We start from the raw sequence: 20256 nt of genomic DNA, 5'->3' as shown, positions 1-20256 counted from the left end.
AACCCTTTCAGTGTGAAGTGCCATTTAAATGAAAAGCATACCAAAAGCAACCCAACCCTTAACCATCATTTCAATCCAGTTACAATTCTCTACTAAACAGCTAAAATGCTATCATTTTCGAACATTCTATGATCAAATTATTTCAAATTATGTAACATTATATTTGTCAATTGCCAATACCGTAAATTTATCGTAAAATGTAATATTGTGATAGATAAAATTGTGTCCTAATGTAGGAGATTGACAGATGCCAAAAAAAGTATTAATTTTAACGCAAAACTTCTATCCTGCTATTGGTAGTGCTGGTAATAGAATGAAGAATATTTTTCAATTACTATCAAAGGCAGATGTGCAAGTAGAGGTGTTAACAATAGAACCATCCTACCCCAATAAAAACATGTACAAGGATCGAACATTTTGGGACGATGAGGATGTAAATAAGCAAACAGATAAAATCACACGATTACCGATAAAGAGCAGGAAATTTACGAACAAACTAATTAGTAGGCTCTTTTTTTATTTAGAGATTATGTATCGTTTTATTTTCGAGCTATGGAGAAGAAGAAAGGATGGATATGACTATCTATATGTATCCACACCTCCAATTTTTATCGTGTTCTCTGCATGGCTGTTAAGAAGACCGATGAAAGCAAAAATAATCTTAGAGGTAAGAGATTTATGGCCTGATAGCTTAACAGGTGTTAAATCATTTGACCAAAAATGGATCATTCGATTTTTTCAGTTTGTTGAGAAAAAAATGTATCACATGGCAGATTTAATCGTTATTAATAGTAAGGGGTTTGCCTCCCATATACAAGAAAAGCTAAAAAAGCAAAAGAAAATTGTCTTTCTACCAAATGGACCTCGTCAAAAAGAATTAATTGAAAAAAGCCCTTTAGATGAAGAATTCCGTGTCGTCTATGCTGGAAATCTTGGACTCGCACAGGATATTGATCGTCTAAAGCAAGTAGCACAACAGCTACACGAGCATGGCATTCACTTTGATGTATTAGGCTATGGAATGAAAACAAAAGAATTCAAGCAATTTTTGACGGATAAACAATTAACCAATGTCCAAGTACACAAGCCAACCACGAGAAGAAAGAGCTTAGAGCTCATACGAAAAAGCCATGTCAGCATTGCCTTTTTAAATGATGTCGAGGTTTTTTCGACCGTATTACCAGGTAAGGTCTTAGACTATATGACCTGTCAAACACCGATAGTTGCAGGCGTTAAAGGAATCGCAGCAGATCTGATTAGGGAAAATCAGACAGGCTATGCCTTTTCGTCAAATGATACAACACTTATGCTAGAAAAAGTGTTAGAGTTAAAGGAAGATCAAGAGCTTTTAGCTAGAATGCAGGCAAACTGTTTAACAACAGTTACAAAACATTTCCTGTGGGAGCATAATATAGAACGATTGGTAGATATTATAGAATAAAGAGGGTTAAATAGATGAAAAGAGTAGGTATGTTTGTTTGGAATCACTTTACAAACGATGCTCGAGTTATGAGAGAATGCACATCCTTATCACAAAATGGCTATGATGTAGAGCTTATTTGTATAGATGATCCGAGTGATCCGAATGTAAAGAAATATGAAGAAATAAATGAGCATTTTCGTGTCTATCGTATGAAACGATATCCAAGTACATTATTAGCACTACAAAAGCTTTATCGATTTACAGTTGGCAAAAAGTGGCCTATCCTGCCAATGGCTATCATTTGGGCTTTTCTAGTCTATTTGCTGCCATGGGTGATTATCCCTTTAACCATTCTCGCAGGTGTATTATTAAAGACAAAAGCAAGAATCGTTTGGGTTCGAGGAGCACTCATCTTACGAATGATGTGGAAAGGTCATAGAGGAAACTATGATATTTATCATTCCAATGATTTAAATACAATGCCTCAAGGCTATGTTAGTGCGAAATGGCGTTTGAAGAAAAAACCACTAATCTATGATTCCCACGAGGTTCAGACAAGCCGTACAGGCTATGACAGTCCGTGGTATAAGAAATTTGAACAATTTTTCATTAATCGCATGGATGCGATGATGGTGGAGAATGACACAAGGGCGAAGTACAATGAAGATTTATATGGCTTCTATCCTTATGTATTGCACAACTATCCAACTGAACAAATTAGTGAAGAAACAGAAAAAGTAGATCTGCATAAAATATTAGGTCTGCCAGAAGATGAGAAGATTCTACTTTACCAGGGTGGTATCCAGACAGGACGAGGTCTAGAAAAATTAGTGGAAGCATACCCACAATTTGATGAAGGAACGCTCGTTTTTATTGGAGATGGTAGAATCAAGGAAGAGCTACAAGCAATGGTGAAAGAACGGAATTTAGAGGATGGTATTAAATTCTTGCCAAAAGTACCATTGAAAGAACTTCCAAAATATACGAAAAATGGCTACTTAGGATTCCAGGTGCTGAATAACGTATGCTTTAATCACTACTCTGCTTCCTCTAATAAGCTTTTTGAATATATGATGGCTCGCGTGCCTGTTGTGGCATGTGATTTTCCTGAAATCAAAAAAGTAGTAGAGGATAATGAGATTGGTGTGACCGTTGACTCTCATAATCCAGATGATATTGCAAGAGGAGTTAACTATATCTTAAATAATCCTGAAAAACGGGAATTGTTTAGCCAGAATTGTATTCCTGCGAGAAAGCAGTATAATTGGGAGAAGGAACAAGCTAATTTATTAGAGGTTTATCGACAGTTTTAATTATCGGAAAAAAGAAAGGAAGTACTATAAATGAATTTATGTACAGTAGGGTTAGGATATATCGGCTTACCAACATCTATCATGTTTGCAAAGCATGGCGTGAATGTTGTCGGAGTTGACGTAAGTGAGAATGTTATTGAATCATTAAATAATGGAAAAATTCATATAGAAGAGCCAGGTTTACAAGAAGCATTAGAAGAAGTAATCGATAAAGGTACATTTAAAGCACAGCTTAAACCAGAAAAAGCAGATACCTTTATCATTGCAGTTCCAACACCAAACAATGATGACGAGCATAAATCATGTGATCTAACGTATGTATTATCTGCAATAGAAAGCATTCTTCCTGTACTAGAAAAAGGAAATACGGTAATCGTAGAATCAACGATTGCACCGAGAACAATGGATGATAGTGTAAAGCCACGTCTAGAAGAAGCTGGTTATACTATTGGTGAGGACATTTTCTTAGTACACTGTCCAGAACGCGTTCTTCCTGGTCAAATTATGCATGAATTAATTTACAACAATCGTATTGTCGGTGGAATCACAGACGCATGTACAGAAAAAGGTGCTGAAGTTTATGAAACTTTTGTTCAAGGAGAAATTATTAAGACACAAGCCAAAACAGCTGAAATGTCGAAATTAATGGAAAATACTTTCCGTGATGTGAACATTGCTTTAGCAAATGAATTAGCAAAGGTTTCAACAGAATTAGGGATTAACGCGCTAGAAGTAATTGAAATGGCTAATAAACACCCACGTGTTAACTTGCACACACCTGGACCAGGTGTTGGGGGACACTGTCTTGCAGTCGATCCATATTTCATTATCGCAAAAGCACCAGAATCAGCTAAATTAATTAACTTGTCACGTCAAATCAACAATTCTATGCCAGAATACGTGATGGACGTAGCAGAAAAATTATTGGCGAAAAATAATGGAAAGAAAATTACCGTTTTCGGTTTAACTTATAAAGGTAACGTAGATGACATTCGTGAAAGTCCGGCGATGGATATCTATGAAGCATTACATGCAAAACCTGAATTAGACGTAGTAGCATATGACCCACATGTGCAGCTAAGCTTTGTAGAGAAAGATCTGGCAAAAGCGTTAGATGGATCGGACCTTGTGCTTGTCTTATCAGATCATAACGAGTTTAAAGCACTAACAAGTGAGCATTATGCCAAGATGAATACGAAACAGGTATTTGATACGAAAAATGTCGTGAAAGAATGGACAGATGAGATTAATTATATGAATTATGGGAACTTGTATAAGTTTTTGTAAAATAAGTTGAAGGAAGCATGTTAAATGAAGAATCCAGTAGTTCAAGTGTTAAAAGAACAAATAGATAATTGGGATCTAATTTACCGAATGGCTTTATTTGAAATTAAAGGAATGTACCAAATTCATTATTTAGGTACATTCTGGCAATTTCTAAACCCTGCAATACAGATAGCCATTTATTGGTTTGTGTTTGGTACTATAAGAGCAGGAAGTGACGTTGACGGTACACCATACTTTTTATGGTTGATAATTGGACTAATTCCTTGGTTTTTTATTAGTCCATCCATTGTTCAGAGTTCGAACAGTGTCCATCAAAAAATTGGCCTTGTTTCAAAAATGAATTTTCCGGTCAGTCTACTTCCTACTATTAGAATATTTAGTAATTCATTTCAATACATGATTATGACTGGTATATTAGCTTTAATAGCTATTCTATATGGTGTAGAGCCTTCAATAAAGATGTTTCAGTTTATTTATTATCTCATCTGTTTATACATTTTTTTATTTGCTTTTTCATTACTGAGCTCAACTATTTCAACATTAGTTAGGGATTTTCAAATGTTTCTTCAATCTATGATGCGGATGTTGTTATATTTAACTCCAATATTATGGGATACAAGTTTAGTAACGGACAAATTTGGGCCAGTAGTCGAAAATATTCTGAAACTTAATCCATTTTTTTACATTATAGATGGTTTTAGAAACTCTATATTAGGTGGGGAATGGTTTTTTGAAGATGTCGTTTATGGATTATATTTTTGGTCTCTGACCCTTGCTTTATTATATTTTGGATCGAAAATACATTTGAAATTCAGAAAAGATTTCGTAGATTACTTATAATTAAGGAGATTTTTAAGTGAATAAAAAAGTAGTGTTCGAAAATGTTGTTAAAGTCTTTGAATTATACTCAAAGAGGTCAGACAAAATCGCCAGTCTCATAATGCCTAAGAAGAGAGAAAATAAAAAATTTGTAGCATTAAATCAAGTTTCATTTGAAGTGAATCCTGGTGAAACCATTGGTATTGTTGGACTAAATGGTTCAGGGAAGTCAACTGTATCAAATATTCTTGGTGGGGTAATTCAACCAACAGAAGGTAAAGTGATAATGAATGGAGAACCTTCATTAATTGCGATTTCAGCTGGATTAAATGGAAGTTTGACTGGTTTGGAAAATGTGGAATTGAAATGTATGATGCATGGACTAACTAAAAAGCAAATAGAAGAAAGATTGCCAGACATATTAGATTTTGCTGATATTGGAGATTATATTTACCAACCTGTAAAAAATTATTCAAGTGGGATGAAATCTAGATTAGGATTTGCGATATCAGTACATACTGATCCAGACATCTTAATAATTGATGAGGCACTTTCTGTAGGTGATTCTACATTTACCGAAAAATGTTTGAATAAGATGAATGAATTCAAAGAACAAGGAAAAACAATATTTTTTATTAGTCACTCAGCTGGTCAAATGAGAAAGTTCTGTGACCGAGTAATATGGCTACATTATGGTACTATAAAAATGATGGGAGAATCTGATAAAATTATTGACCAATACGTTCGTTTTACTAAGTGGTTTAATAAATTATCAAAAGAAGAGAAGAAGAAGCATAAAAATGAAATGCTAGCTAAGCAAATTCAAGAAAATAAAGTACCTGTTAAAAATAAGCAAGAAAAATTAAGCTTTTTGGAGTTAATAAAAAATATTCTAATATTGATTCCACCAGTGGTTATGGCTATATTATTAATTCTGGGGGTGTAGTTTATGGGATTATTCGAACAATTGAATATCGAATATGAGGTACAACTTCATTCGAATCACAATGAAGATCAACCTAAACAGCTTTTAAGTTTAGAAGAGATTAATGATGGTTACAAAACAAACTTTATAATAGAACAAAGAAGTTATGTAGAAATTAGATTTACAATAGACGAAAAGGATTTTGATTATATTCATACTAGAGGGGATATAATAGAACTTTATAAAGATGATAGCAAGAAATTGGAAATCCATGTAAATAGTAAAGAAATAGTTAATATAGAATCGACGGTAAATTCGTTTACCGTCATATTATTTGGAGACAAAATTCATACCGAAATTACCTTTAGGAATAGAGATTTTTTGAATAGTAGACTTAAAAGTCCTAGTGAATTAGAAAGCGTATTTCAATCTAACCAAGATATTAGGTATCATTTTGTTCAGGCAAAAGAGGCACAGCATGCAAATCATTTGGTAGTAGTTTTCTCTGCTTTTTCTAAGGAATACGTGTATAACTATAATTATATTGACACCCTTAAAGATATTCCGATAAATAAGTTATTTATATTAGATGATTTTGGTGCTAAAGGATCCTATTATTTAGGTAGGAATAAGGACTTCTCTATCGAGAATTCGGTTATATCTCTTATACTTAATATATGTGCTAAGTATAATATACCAATGAAAAATATTATCTCAATGGGTTCGTCAAAAGGCGGGTACTCAGCTTTATATTTTGGAGCTAAATATTCATTTGGTCATATTATAACTCTGGCACCTTCTTTGTATTTAGGGACATTTCTAAAGAGATTTCATCCAGATATGTTAGATTATATTTTAGGAAATAACCTAGATGCCGATGAAACTTATCTTAATAATACTATTTATAAATTGTTTAATAATAGAAATGGTTTTAAAGGTAATATCAAGATAATGGTTGGGACAAAAGATTCACGTAAGGATTCTCATATTAAGCCTTTTATTAGTTACCTAGATAAGATAGATTATCCATACGATTTCGATTTAGTAGATGGTGTAGATCATTCACAATTGAAGTATTTTGCACCGGAATATTTCAAAGTTCAGTTATCTAAAGTATTAGATATACCGCAGGTCCCAGAAATGTATTTAACAGACATAGATTTTAAAATTGACAATAATAAAGCAAAGATAAAAGTAGACTCTATAGGTGAAAATTTGGAGTATGCTTTCTATTGGTATTGTGATAATATAGTAATAAAGAAAGTGCTCTATAGTAATAACGACTGCTCCGAATTACCTATTGAAAAGGCAGGCGCTTATCGAGTTAGAGTCTTTCTCCGTAATACCTCAAAGGAGATAGTAACAAAAACTAGCCACACTATTAACATTTAAAAGGAGGAGATTAAGCAGGTGTTAAAGAAAATTATTACTTGTTCTTTAATACTTTTTCTAGTCTTGAGTACGATAACTCCATCGTTTGCTACCACCGAATCAACACAGAATGAATCGGAAGAAGAGTATCAGCTTTATAGACTACTAGAAGAAGTATCGATTGATGATCTATTTGTTTTACCTAAAGATACGCTAATATTTGCCCAAGAAGAGGAAGGGCATTTACTCATTGAAACTAATGGTAACACCTTCCGTATTGATGCAAATGAGGTAACTAAACTGAACGATTCAAAAGAACTGGGTATAGACAAGGAATTCATTAATCAACTATTAGATACTGAACCTCTTGAGAAAAATGTTGAAAGCAAATCGACATTGCATTTTAATGAAACAGAATTTACGTTAAAAGAACAAGTAGATTTTGAGGTCTTTAGTTTAGAAGACTCTGAATATGTATTTATTGCTGGTATTCCTTATAAAATTAGTCAACCAAATGAAAAGGTATCGAATAGTGAAGGGGAATTGGTTGAAGAAGAGTCGAAGGTATCAGAGGAAGATCAAAAACAGCAACAAGAAAATAATACGTCAAATGAACTAGAGGATCCGTCATCAGATGATCACACTCAGAATAAAAACCAAGAGACTAACTCTGTTGAAGATGATTCTAATCAAGACTCAATAGAGGATGGACAAATTACTAAGGAAGATAAATCAAGTTCCACTACTTCCGAAAAAAAGGAAGCGGATAGTAGTACCTTCTCTGCTAAAAGTGTTGATATTTGGACACAATCTACTACAAATTACTTTAAAGTAAATGTCTATAGTTTACCTGTATATATTAATAAGAATGGTAATTTGATTAAAAAGGCAGAATTAAGAGAAGGTCAAGTGTACAAAAGAACTGGTTCTTTAAGTAATTGGCACATTATAGATTTTGGTGGTCAATCAGGTTATGTTTGGAAGGATTCTACTTCACCATTTAGTGGTAATCTCCCAAAGAATTTTACTAACAGTAATTATTATGGTGATCGAACCATAACAACGACTAATAATGCGGTTATTTATGACAACACTAGCGGTTCTCTAGTACCCTATGGAATGTTAGTTAAGAACATCAATTTTCCAGTTATTAGTGAGGCTGGAAACTGGTATAAAGTAAATTATGCTAATAGAGTGGGCTATATCCATAAGAACGGTGTAAAACCAAATTTTGTATCATCAGATAACTACTTTGAGGTTACGGTTCATAGTTTACCAATTTATGAGAGCAAAAATGGTAGTTTAGTTAAAGTTGGTGAATTGAGAAAAAACGAGGTATATAAAAGAATAGGAACTGCAGGTAATTGGCATGCAATTCAATTTGGGAATAAGCAAGGCTATGTCTGGTCCGATGATACCATTCCTGCAAATGAAAATGAAATGGCATCTATAGCTAACCCAAATAACACTAGTGGGACTTTTACAACTAAAGACCATACCGTAGTATATGATAATACTTCAGGTGAGATGATTCCAATTGGCCAAATAAGTAAAGGTAATTCTTATCCGTATGAGCTAATTGCAGGAAACTGGATAAAAATTTCTTTCGGTAATAGATATGGGTATGTATACAAAGAATGGGTAAATTTTAATTTTACTTCTAGCCAAAATTATTTTAGAGTAAACGAAGACTATCTTCCTGTATATCATAATGTAGGAGGATCACTTGAAAAAGTAGGTCACCTAGTAGAAAATCAAGTTTATAAAAGAACTGGTTCAAAAGGTGATTGGCATGAAATAAAATTCGGTAATAAAGTAGGATATGTGTGGAGTAAATCTACACAGCCTTCCTCGAGCAATGCAGCTTCAAATTGGAATACGAATTTGTCGGATTCTAATACACAATTAATTGCCAGAAATGGTTTGAAAATTTATGATAATACTAGCGGTATGGTACTTTTTGCAAGGGTAGAAGAAGGTACAACCATTCCAATTATTGATAAGGTTGGTAATTGGTACCGAGTATTAATTGGAAACAGAATTGGATATTTTTATGAGACTGGTGTTTCTGATCATGTTTATAACTATACCAATTATAACATCTCACTTAATGATATGGTGAATAGACAGTTAACTTATAATCCACAAACAGATGATCACACCTATGCATATGTTCATAAGGATTACATTAGGAGATCTGGAAGTGGATATCCTTTTACAGGAACTGTTAATGCAACAAGCCTACATATTAGAGATATTCCTAATGGGAATTCATACGGGACTATCCAATCAGGAGCAAAGGTAACGGTAGTTGGAATAAGTTCAATGAACAGTAGTTGGTATAAAATAAAAAATCCATATAATAATTATGGTGGCTGGATGAAAGCTGATAAAGATCAACTGAATTATTATATGAATCCAAAAAACTTTGTTAATAATCCAGTACAAAGGTTACAATTTTTGAGATTGGATTTATTTTCCAACACAAGCACAGCTCAATTAGCTAAATTATTAGTCAATAAAGGTATTCTAACTGGTAAACAATCAGTTTTTTATAATGCAGCAAAAGATGCAGGCATCAATGAAGTGTACTTAATTGCTCATTCATTATTAGAAACTGGTAACGGAACTAGTGAGCTTGCTACAGGTATCCCAGTAATGATTGAAAGAAATAGCTCAGGCAAACCAATTGTAGAGGATGGCGTTACTCAAGTAAGGTTAGCTACTACAGCAGAAAAGCCAGATAGTGTAGTTTATAATGTTTATGGCATAGGGGCATACGATGGGTGTGCAAAACGATGTGGAGCAGAATATGCCTTTAATGCTGGTTGGACTAATGTAGATAAAGCAATTTATGGTGGTGCAAAGTTTATAAGTACTGACTTTATTAAAAGTAGTGTCTATAAACAAAACACCCTCTATAAGATGAAATGGAATCCTGGTTTCTTTGTTGGTGAAAGCAATTCACCACATCAATATGCAACTGATATCGGATGGGCTTACAAGCAGGTTAATAGGATAAGTAAAACATTTGACCTATTAGATAATTACAATATGCATTTGGATATCCCGTCTTTTAAGTAATACTACTTACTCATTAATATCGAATCTTTTTAAAGATTCGATATTAATTTTTATGTACAGAAGTTAATAAAATAGTGTAAAACTATTTTTAATATGATATAATTTCGAGTGATTATAGTTTGAACTAACTTGGAGGTAAACATGAGTTCGTTAATAGAAAATGATCAGGACAACAAAGATAAGAACAATAAATATTTAATTATAACTAATGCGTATCCTCATGAGGATCAATTATATAGAAATGGTTTTATTCATAGAAGAGTAAAAGCATACCAAGCAAAAGGTCTCGATGTAGAAGTTTTTGTATTACATGGAGCCTTTCAAACTTTTGAAGAATACACTTTTGATGGTGTACACGTATCCAGAGGTCTAAAAAGTGACTTATATGCAACACTATCAGAGACAAAATATAGTAAGATTCTTATACACTTCGTTTCTCAAGATATGATTGATGCTATAATGGATTCTGCACAAGATGTGCCTATTATTATCTGGGTGCACGGATTTGAAGCAGAAGCTTGGCACCGCCGATGGTTTAATTTTATGAGTAGTAAAGATGATTTGAAAAGAATACTTCAAATGAAGGATTCTTTTTATGAGAATCAACTAAAATTAATGAATTGGCTATATCAAACCAAGGAATTGAACCTTCAATTTGTTCATGTGTCTAAATGGTTCAAAGAACATATTGCAGAGTGTGATGCAAGAGCAGTGAGTCAAAATGCGTCCATTATCCCAAATATAGTTGACTCTGACTTGTTCAATTATCAAGAGAAATCAGAAAAACAAAGATTTAAGGTGCTTTCTATTAGACCTTACGCTTCTCATAAGTATGCTAATGATCAATCCGTAGATGCCGTCTTAGAATTGTCTAAGAGACCGTATTTTGATCGTCTTGAGTTTGCCTTTTATGGTGAAGGTAAACTTTTTGAAAAGACTTTACTACCTTTAAGAAATTTCGAAAATGTCACACTCCATAAATCTTTCTTAAACCAGAATGAAATTTCTGAATTACACAAAGAATATGGAATATTCTTATGTCCAACAAGATTAGACTCACAAGGTGTTTCGATGTGTGAGGCAATGTCGAGTGGACTAGTTCCAATTTCATCTGATATTACCGCTATTCCTGAGTTTGTAACGCACAATTATTCGGGTTTATTAGCCAAACCAGAAGATCCAGTAGATTTAGCGGATATGATCGAGAGATTATTTTTTAATAGCTCCTTATTTAAAAAATTATCAAAAAATGCATCTGACAGCATAGAGAAAAAATGTAGTCAAGAGGTAGTAATAAATAAAGAATTGGAGTTGATTTTGTCTTGACTATTCAAAAAGAAGAGCAAAAGAATGAATTCCATCAATCGGTACAGGATGCAGAGTATTGGAGATTGATGTATGACGAATTAGAAGATCAAATGTATAAAATGATGAAACTAACTGTGGATTTATTGGAAAAAGAAGCACCAATGGATGAGAGAACATACAAACGAATAAAAGAATTGGAATTGGATTTAAGAAAATACAAATTATTTGAACATCGGGTAAAGGTAACATGGTTAGGAAAGCTCACGTTGAAATATATAAACTTTAAGAAGAAACTCAAAAGCATAATAAAGTGAGTCGGGGGAAGTTTAAATGACAACTATTAAAAAAAAAAAATAACCGTATAAATATTCTATTATTTGGCTATATAAACATGAATGTTATGGATGGATCGGCTGTATTTATATCAAGTTTTGCAACAATGCTATCCAAAAATCCAAACATTAATGTTGACCTTGTACTTGCAAATCCAATCAGAAGAGATCTTTTACTACAACCACTCTACGAATTGGATAATGTTAATATAATTTGTCCTTATGATGATAGTGACCTTTCGGAGAGCGAATATTCATGGAAGAATAAAAATAGAATGAGCTATTTGGAAGCTAGTGAGGTAATTAATTATTATTGGACTAAGAAGGATTATGATTGGTTTATTATTAGAGGTATAGAAGTAGCAATAAAATTAATTGATGTAAATCCAAATATTATAAGTAAATCCATGGTTTATATGACGGGGATTACGGACTCTACACAAGAAGTAACAAGTAGTAAGTTAACTGAATTTCAACGCTTAAGGGAATTAGATGCATACATCCTTTGTCAAACAGAAGAAATGAAAGAATTCCTTTTAACAAAAATGGATAAGGAACTTTTTGAGGATAAAATCATCCCACTTAATCCTATGGTTCCAGATACAGTGGATGAATTTGAGGATATATTTAATAAAAAAAGTAAGTATTATAAATTGTGTTATACTGGGAAGTTTGATAAAGGCTGGAACTCTATCCCGATGGTAGTGGGTTTTAAAGAATTAAAAGAGGATATCCCAGAAGCAACATTAGAAGTTGCTGGAGATAAATTTAATGTTGATAAGAATAATCCAAACTATGTTAAAGATTTAAAATATTTATTAAAATCGACCAAAAATTTAACTTGGTATGGAGCTGTTTCTAGAGATGAAGCAAGACAATTAATTATGGCAAGTGACATCGGAATTACTTGGCGAGACACTTCCATGGATACAAGCTTGGAATTGTCGACAAAACTTCTTGAATATGGAACATTAGGGAAGGCCGTGGTGTTAAATCCTACGCCAATGCATAAAAAAATATTCGGTGAAGAATATCCTTTATATGCAGAAACCTTAGATGATTATATCCATGTTGTGAAACAAGCGATGGAAGATCCAAGTGTATACGAAAAAGCGGCAAGAATTATGTTTGAAGGAAGTAAAAAGTTTACTTTTTCAGAGATATTGAATAATTTATTACCATATCTAATTAAGGACAAAGTTAAGGAAGTCTTAAAAGAAAAAGGTTTAGAAATTAGCGATACGGACACGGAAAATATTATAACGACTATTCAACTAGATCAAATATATAAATACGATTTGGATAACGGTAAACACTTATATATTTCAAACACTAAAGAGCATAAGAATATATTTAAGGTTTTAGAAGGAATCAGTGAACAAGGTGAAATTTTTGATATAGAACAAATAGGTGGTATATTGTTTCTCTTTGTGAATGATAATGATAAAAGTTTTTATGAAAATTACTATAAAAACTTTAATATTGATGTAATTAATAATATTGCCATTCGTGTGAACGATCAGAATGCAACAAGTAAGAATAATTACTTTAAACCAACATCTCTGAAGACACAACTATCGATTGCAGATAATGTGCAATCACAACAGAGTAGAAGTGATTCTTCACAATTAAACAAAAAATATATGACACTTCAAAGTAAATATAATGCTTTAGCAAAATCCAAATTAGGAAGAATTCAATTAAAATATTGGAAAATAAAAAATAAATAAGCAATCTTTCACATCAACCTAAGCCGAATAAAATGGACTTAGGTTTTTTAATAAGAAATAATGTGTTGTTTCTGAAAAATAGGATAAATTAACAATTAGTGCTGATGATAAACATATAACACTCTTCGAAGCTGATAAATGTCAAGGATTGTAAACAAATTATCTAATTGATATACTTAGTATGTTGATTATAATTAATTTGAATAATTATACAAGGGTGACTAAATTGGAAAAAATTTTAGATAGAATTGCTGAAGCTTATAAAGGAAATTTAGGGGAAGATTTCGGTGTTAAAACAAGAAATAGAATTAACTGGATCGTTAATAGAGTAAGCGGAAACAAAGTTTTAGATATCGGAACATCGCAAGGAATAGTACCTATTATTCTTGGACGTGAAGGTAAAAAAGTAGATGCTATCGATATAGAACAAGACTCTATAAATTATGCAAACGAGCAATTAGAAAAAGAACATAATTCTGTAAAGGATCTAATCAATTTTAAAGTGGCTAATTTTATGACAGATGATCAATTAGATAAAGATTATCATACAATCTTGCTCACTGAAGTGCTAGAACATATTGCAGATCCACACAGTTTTTTGAACAAAATCTGTAATCATTTATCCCCTGACGGCAAACTCATAGTAACCGTACCATTTGGAATAAATGACTTCATAGATCATAAAAGAACGTACTATTTAGTGCAATTAAATAATCATTTGGGTGAATTTTTTTCGATCAATGAAGTTGAATTTCTTGGAAAATGGACAGGGGTTATATGTTCAAAGAAAAACTCGGATATTTCTGAACATCATTCTTTCAGTGAAGAATTAATTACAAAACTTGAAGATGCTTTTTACTTTGTAGAGAGAGAATACATTAACAGAATCAAAAATATGCAAAACCATATAAGTAAGGAAACCTCTCAAAAGAGTCAGCAACAACAAAAAGAATCGGATAATACCATGGAATATTATAAAAAACAGTTACAAGAAGAAAGAATGATAAATGAAGGGTTATTAAAGGTTATTAATAAAGAACTAAAAACACTTGTTACGGCAAATAAGAATGCTGATGCAAGATATTTAAATGATATTAAATTTGAAGAAAAAGAAATAAACGATCCAACAATATATAAATTAATACAAAATACGGAAAGTTTAAGTAAAGAATTGCAGGAAAGTTTGAAAAGAGAAGAGAATATTCTCTCTGATTTGCTGACAGTAACAAATGAAAAAAATAGGCTGAAACAACAAATAAAGAGGCTTGAAAATAGATATTCTGCACTTAGAAATTCAAAATTGGGCAAATTAACAATTAATTATTGGAAGTTTAAGAATAAAAGTAAATAACTGTTTTGCTGGGGAGTAATAAAAATGATGGATAAATTAAAAATTGTAAATCTACAACAAGAAAATATAAAAAGACAGCAGCAGAATAAAGAGATACTGGACTATCTCTCAAGCTTAAAAAAAGAATATAAAAGAGACGATAACAGTATATTAAGGAAAAATTTTAGTAACTACGAGAAATATAAAAAAGGTATAACTGTAATTGTACCTTCTTATCAAGGCCAAAATGTGATAATTAATTGTTTAAAGTCCTTAGAGAATCAAACAATGGATAAAGATTTATTTGATATAATAATTGTACTCAATGGTGAATCTAGTTTAACACTTGAGGTTATCAACCAATTTAAAGAAAATCACGAAATGAATAATATATATGTTTATGAATCATCAATTGCCAACGCTTCCATCGCAAGAAATATTGCACTAGACAATGCAAATAGAGAATTTATTTTGTTTTTAGATGATGACGATTATCTATCTGAAAATTATTTAGAAAAAATGTATCAATATGCAGATTATGATACAGTAGTAATTTCACAAATAGTAGATGTCGATCAAAATAACAATAAAAATTATGATAATCCTATTAACAATCAAATTAAAAGTGTGTTGGAAAAAGAGATAAATGCTTTTTCAGACTTAAATATGGTTCTTACGATAAATGCATGCAAATTAATCCCCACCATTAAATTAAATAATCTTCGATATAATGAAGCTCTAAAAAATGGTGAGGATATAGTTTTTTTTACTGAATTTTTTGTTAAGAACTACATGAATGTTTATGTGATACCTGCTAGAGAGCAAGTATACTATTACAGATTAATAAGAGATAATTCTGTCTCTAGAAAACAAATGAGCTTTGAATTTAATGTAAATGATAGGCTTCGTGTGATTAAGCTTTTAAATGATCTGCTTAGGGAGATGAAATCGTATCAAAATGAAGAGTTCGATTTTATAATAAGTAAGATTAATGCACAATCATCTTTTATTAAAAGTTATTTAGAAATAAATTCAAACGAAAGAAAGAAAGTGTTTGATACTATAAGAGAAAAACAGCTGTCTTACTTCCCTTATCATATTATTAATCGTGGTCAGGCGAATAAATTGATTATTTCTTATTGTTTTCCACCGTATATAGACACTAGTGCAAATGTAATGGCAAAACGCATTAGAAATTCAGGAGAAGTGGTTGATGTTGTTTATAATGAAATGGATAGAGTGAGAGTAAAAGATGACAATACTAATATACTAGTGGAGGATTTGATTGAAGAAAGAATAGAGATATCATCCTACTCTAGTTTTTCCTCATGGAAACCAATAAATGATTTTTGTGAAGAAGGCTTGAGGAAAATTAGCAGTGAAAAACAATATAATGAGGTATATAGTAGAGCTTTATGGCCAGGCTCACACTTTTTAGCATATTTATTTAAAAGGCTTCATCCTAACATTAAATGGATTGCGGAATTCTCTGATCCAATACTATATGATATACATGGTAAAGAAAGATATGCTTCCATTGATTCAAAAAAATTTTTGCGGAATGTGCAAAAAATAACAAAGAAAAGATTTAAATTACCGAAAGTCAAAAATGATAACTTATTTTTCTGGTGTGAATATTTACCATATTTATTTGCAGATGAATTAGTTTTCACCAATGAGAATCAATTAAATTATATGATGGATAAATTTCCTGTAAAAAAAATTAAAAATATTATTTTAGAGAAAGTAAAAATAGATAGACACCCGACATTACCAGAAGATTTTTATACAATGTATAAGAGTAACTATTCATTAGATGAATCGAAAATAAACATTGCATATTTTGGTAATTTTTATAAGACTAGGAATTTGAATGAGTTATTCGAAGGCTTGGACAGGCTTGAGGGCAATGTTCGCAACAACTTTAAACTGCATATATTTACATCTAAACCGGATGAACTACAAGAGAACATTCAAAAATATGATTCTCGCTATAATATAGCTGTGAATAGTTATGTCAATTTTCTCGAATTCTTAAATCTTACAACTAAATTTGACTGTTTAGTTGTTAATGATGCAGTAACGAAAGATGAATTACCTATAAATCCATTCTTACCATCTAAATTAAGTGACTATTTAGGTAGCGATAAAAAAATATGGGCAATTTACGAGAGAGGTAGCGTATTAAGTAGTATGGATTTACATTATATGTCTGAATTAGGGGATGTCAATCAAGTAGTAAGAGTTTATAAAGAAATGATTACGGATGCTAAGTAAGTGCCAATACTTTCCGCCTATTGAGAAAGTTATAGTTAGGCACGGAGGTAACTTTATTATATAAGTCGCAGAAAAATTATAAATGACATTGGAGCAAGGACCTTACTAAAATTCAATCTCCACACATATTGAAAAGAACCGAAGGAAAACTACACCATTTGATTAAATACTAAGTCCCTAGCCTCTTTCTCGTGCTATGGACTTATTTAATGAAAATGTTAAAAACTTATTTCCCTTCAACCCTCAAATACAATAAGTAAGTGACAAATACTATAAATGTGATAAAATAAGATATTGACGGAACTTTTTAGGAATACTTATTTTAGAATCGATTATAGTAGTAATAACTTATAAATGGAAAGTCAGTACATTTTAACCAAGTAGGTGTATAGAATGTTTAATATAACGGAGTTAATTATAGCTTTCTTGATTTCGGCTATTGTAGCATTTGGAATAACTCCACTTATTAGAAGGCTCGCAATAAAAATAAATGCAATAGATGCACCAGAAGGTCGTAAACAACATGAAGGTACTAAGGCAAGAATAGGCGGTCTAGCGATTATACTTGGTGTAGTGGCGGGTTTAATCTATCTTCAGCCTCAGCATCCTCATATGCTGGAAATTATTATTGGTGGGTTAATTATTGCGATAACAGGATTATTGGATGATTTGATTTGTTTAAAGCCTTACCAGAAGCTAATTGGACAGCTTGCTGCGGCAATCGTTGTCGTGTCTTCTGGATTAGTGATAGATAAATTAACGATACCCTTTATGGGAACTGTAGAACTTACGCAATTTGGTTTTATTTTAACGATTTTGTGGATTGTCGGAGTGACGAATGCCATTAACCTTATCGACGGGTTGGATGGTTTAGCGGCAGGTGTATCTGCGATAGGACTAACGAGCATACTTATTATCGCGATTATGGATTATAGTATTATTGTCGTCTATTTAAGTATTATTGTAGTAGGAAGCTGTTTAGGCTTCCTTTATCATAATTTTTATCCCGCAAAAATCTTTATGGGAGATACAGGGGCATTGTTTCTTGGCTACTCGATATCTGTTATCTCGATGCTCGGGCTATTTAAAAATGTTGCCTTGTTCAGTTTTATTATCCCGATTATCATTATAGCGGTTCCGATTTTTGATACGATTTTTGCGATTATTCGAAGGCTCATTAATAAGCAAAGCATCGGACAAGCAGATCGCAAGCACATTCATTATCGTTTAATTGAGATGGGATATAGCCACCAAACAGCGGTGTTAATCATTTATGCCTTTAGCGGATTTTTTGGTGTAATGGCCATTGTATTTAGTAGTGCTACCATGCTTACATCGCTTATCATTATTGCTTTGATAACTCTTGGCATACAGATTATCGCTGAACTGTCTGGAATCGTATTAAACGGTCAACAGCCAATACTCAATGGCTTAAGGAAGCTAGCGGGTAAAAAAGAGAATATATAATAGAGAGAGCCAGCAACTAGTAGGTTGCTGGCTCTTCTTGATATCCTGAATTTTCGTTCGGATACTCATTTGTCTGCTGTTCGTTCATATCTGAAGTAGTAGAATCGGTTGTCGTTGGTTCTTCTAGCCCTAAATGGACTCTAAGTTCGTGTTGTACCTCTGCTAAAGATTGTTCATCAATGAAGTAGTAAGAGATTTGACCAAGATAATCACTGGCACCTTCTAATTTCAATTGATCAATATTAGATGTATCGAAGTTTTTATATTTTTTCAGGAAGTTCAATGCATCACTGAATTTCATATTGGTTTCAATGTTTGTGCCAAGGTCTTCTGCAAGATCATCCACCTTTGTTAAGGTTGATGGAGCAGCTAATTCCTTAATAATCGCTTGAACTACTTCCTTTTGACGTTCATTACGTCCGATATCCCCTCGAGGATCCTCGTAACGCATACGTGCATATGCTAAAGCATAGCGACCGTCAAGTTCCATTTCCCCTTCGTAAAATTGTAGCTTTTCTGCTACGCGATCATCACTGTTTTGTTCGAAGTCAAATGGAACATCTACGGTAATACCACCTAAAGTATCGACAATGTTTTTGAACCCTTCAAAGTTGACTGTTGCATAGTAATCAATTGGAATATTTAGAAGATCTTCCACTGTCTGGATTGTCAATTCCTTTCCACCAAATGCAAAGGAATGATTGATTTTGTCCTGTCCATTTTCAGGTATGTCTACATAACTATCACGAGGGATACTTAAAAGCTTGAGCTTCTCATCCTCGGGATTAAAGGTGGCTACCATCATCGTATCTGATCTGCCGTGTTCTCCACCTGTCGAATAATCCTCTACACCCATTAAAAGAATAGAGATTGGATCTTTACTTACCGTAACAGCTTCCTCTCGAAGCTTCGATTTCTCTCCTCTTTCCAAAGGCTCATAGGTTTTATCAGCTGCCTGATAAGCCTGTGTCAACACATATGCCCCTAAACCGATTCCAACTACAAGAATAGCTAAAATTGTTGTGACTATAAATTTTATTCTCTTTTTTCTTTTCTTTTTAACACGCAATTGCTTGCGTTTCATAAGCAATTCCCCTTAATTAAAATAAAAGTCAAAATTTCACTAACTTTGTCTATTATAATGAAAGATAGAGTGCTTGGCAATGCATGATAAACTATTTTTCTATTAATGTAATTATATTGTAATAATTTACAACATAATTACACACTTCTACTATTGATTATATGCTATAATGCATAATTATGAATAGAAATATCTCAGGAGGATATTCAATTGAACCAAATAGATAAAGAGCGTCAATTGTTGCAAAAAATTATGCAAAAAGCATACGAAAAAGGGACAAACGGTGCTTCATTAGAAGAAGTACTGAACCAATTAAAAGGTGAATTACCTCAATTGATGAACTTGAATAAATAGAAGGAAGGCATTCACTTAGGTGGGTGCTTTTCCATTTTACCGACAAGTATGTGTTCACTATAACGAATGCAAACTCACCATAAATGAAGATGAGCTAACAATTAATTGGGATGAACTCACAATATGGAGACGTGAAATTACAATATACTAAG

15 protein-coding genes are annotated in these 20256 nt (G+C 32.4%); 14 read left to right on the top strand and 1 reads right to left on the bottom strand.

The window, feature by feature from the left end:
• Positions 1 to 247: 247 nt before the first annotated feature.
• From ACZ5N5_RS02285 to ACZ5N5_RS02225, 13 genes are all read left to right on the top strand, one after another.
• Positions 248 to 1441, top strand: a complete 1194-nt coding sequence (locus ACZ5N5_RS02285) for a glycosyltransferase family 4 protein (RefSeq protein WP_109985234.1) — start codon at positions 248 to 250, stop codon at positions 1439 to 1441.
• Positions 1442 to 1455: 14 nt separating this feature from the next.
• Positions 1456 to 2736 (top strand): glycosyltransferase, encoded by a 1281-nt coding sequence (locus ACZ5N5_RS02280; protein ID WP_464373197.1) that lies wholly within the window; start codon positions 1456 to 1458, stop codon positions 2734 to 2736.
• 30 nt (positions 2737 to 2766) lie between these two features.
• Positions 2767 to 4023: a nucleotide sugar dehydrogenase gene (locus tag ACZ5N5_RS02275; RefSeq protein WP_054787633.1), complete on the top strand. Its 1257-nt coding sequence runs from the start codon at positions 2767 to 2769 to the stop codon at positions 4021 to 4023.
• 24 nt (positions 4024 to 4047) lie between these two features.
• A complete protein-coding gene (locus ACZ5N5_RS02270) occupies positions 4048 to 4863 on the top strand; it encodes an ABC transporter permease (protein ID WP_054860201.1) in 816 nt (271 codons plus the stop codon).
• Between the two features lie 16 nt (positions 4864 to 4879).
• On the top strand, positions 4880 to 5788 hold the full coding sequence (gene tagH, locus ACZ5N5_RS02265) for a teichoic acids export ABC transporter ATP-binding subunit TagH (RefSeq protein ID WP_109985237.1): 909 nt from the start codon (positions 4880 to 4882) through the stop codon (positions 5786 to 5788).
• A 3-nt stretch (positions 5789 to 5791) separates the two neighbouring features.
• On the top strand, positions 5792 to 7159 hold the full coding sequence (locus ACZ5N5_RS02260) for a hypothetical protein (RefSeq protein WP_109985238.1): 1368 nt from the start codon (positions 5792 to 5794) through the stop codon (positions 7157 to 7159).
• A gap of 18 nt (positions 7160 to 7177) precedes the next feature.
• The gene (locus ACZ5N5_RS02255) at positions 7178 to 10222 is read left to right on the top strand and encodes a glucosaminidase domain-containing protein (protein ID WP_464373196.1); all 3045 of its coding nucleotides are present in this window, start codon (positions 7178 to 7180) and stop codon (positions 10220 to 10222) included.
• A gap of 141 nt (positions 10223 to 10363) precedes the next feature.
• A complete protein-coding gene (locus ACZ5N5_RS02250; protein WP_109985240.1) occupies positions 10364 to 11548 on the top strand; it encodes a glycosyltransferase family 4 protein in 1185 nt (394 codons plus the stop codon).
• Complete coding sequence (locus tag ACZ5N5_RS02245) at positions 11545 to 11844, top strand: hypothetical protein (RefSeq protein WP_054787641.1); 300 nt, start codon at positions 11545 to 11547, stop codon at positions 11842 to 11844. The genes ACZ5N5_RS02250 and ACZ5N5_RS02245 overlap by 4 nt, the downstream gene beginning before the upstream one ends.
• 77 nt (positions 11845 to 11921) lie before the next feature.
• On the top strand, positions 11922 to 13592 hold the full coding sequence (locus tag ACZ5N5_RS02240) for a glycosyltransferase (RefSeq protein WP_464373195.1): 1671 nt from the start codon (positions 11922 to 11924) through the stop codon (positions 13590 to 13592).
• Between the two features lie 226 nt (positions 13593 to 13818).
• On the top strand, positions 13819 to 14943 hold the full coding sequence (locus ACZ5N5_RS02235; RefSeq protein WP_464373194.1) for a class I SAM-dependent methyltransferase: 1125 nt from the start codon (positions 13819 to 13821) through the stop codon (positions 14941 to 14943).
• Between the two features lie 24 nt (positions 14944 to 14967).
• Positions 14968 to 17199, top strand: coding sequence for a glycosyltransferase (locus ACZ5N5_RS02230; protein WP_464373193.1), 2232 nt, complete (start codon positions 14968 to 14970; stop codon positions 17197 to 17199).
• A gap of 393 nt (positions 17200 to 17592) precedes the next feature.
• On the top strand, positions 17593 to 18666 hold the full coding sequence (locus ACZ5N5_RS02225) for a glycosyltransferase family 4 protein (protein WP_109985244.1): 1074 nt from the start codon (positions 17593 to 17595) through the stop codon (positions 18664 to 18666).
• Positions 18667 to 18682: 16 nt separating this feature from the next.
• Here the strand turns inward: ACZ5N5_RS02225 and ACZ5N5_RS02220 are convergent, their stop codons facing one another.
• Positions 18683 to 19750: an LCP family protein gene (locus ACZ5N5_RS02220; RefSeq protein ID WP_464373192.1), complete on the bottom strand. Its 1068-nt coding sequence runs from the start codon at positions 19748 to 19750 to the stop codon at positions 18683 to 18685.
• 210 nt (positions 19751 to 19960) lie between these two features.
• Here ACZ5N5_RS02220 and ACZ5N5_RS02215 point away from each other — a divergent pair, with 210 nt between their 5' ends.
• Entirely contained in the window at positions 19961 to 20104 is a 144-nt protein-coding gene (locus tag ACZ5N5_RS02215; protein WP_181397623.1) for a hypothetical protein, read from the top strand.
• The last annotated feature ends 152 nt before the right edge of the window (positions 20105 to 20256 follow it).

The organism is Gracilibacillus sp. JCM 18966, assembly GCF_055392695.1.
This window is presented reverse-complemented; position numbering and strand designations above follow the sequence as displayed.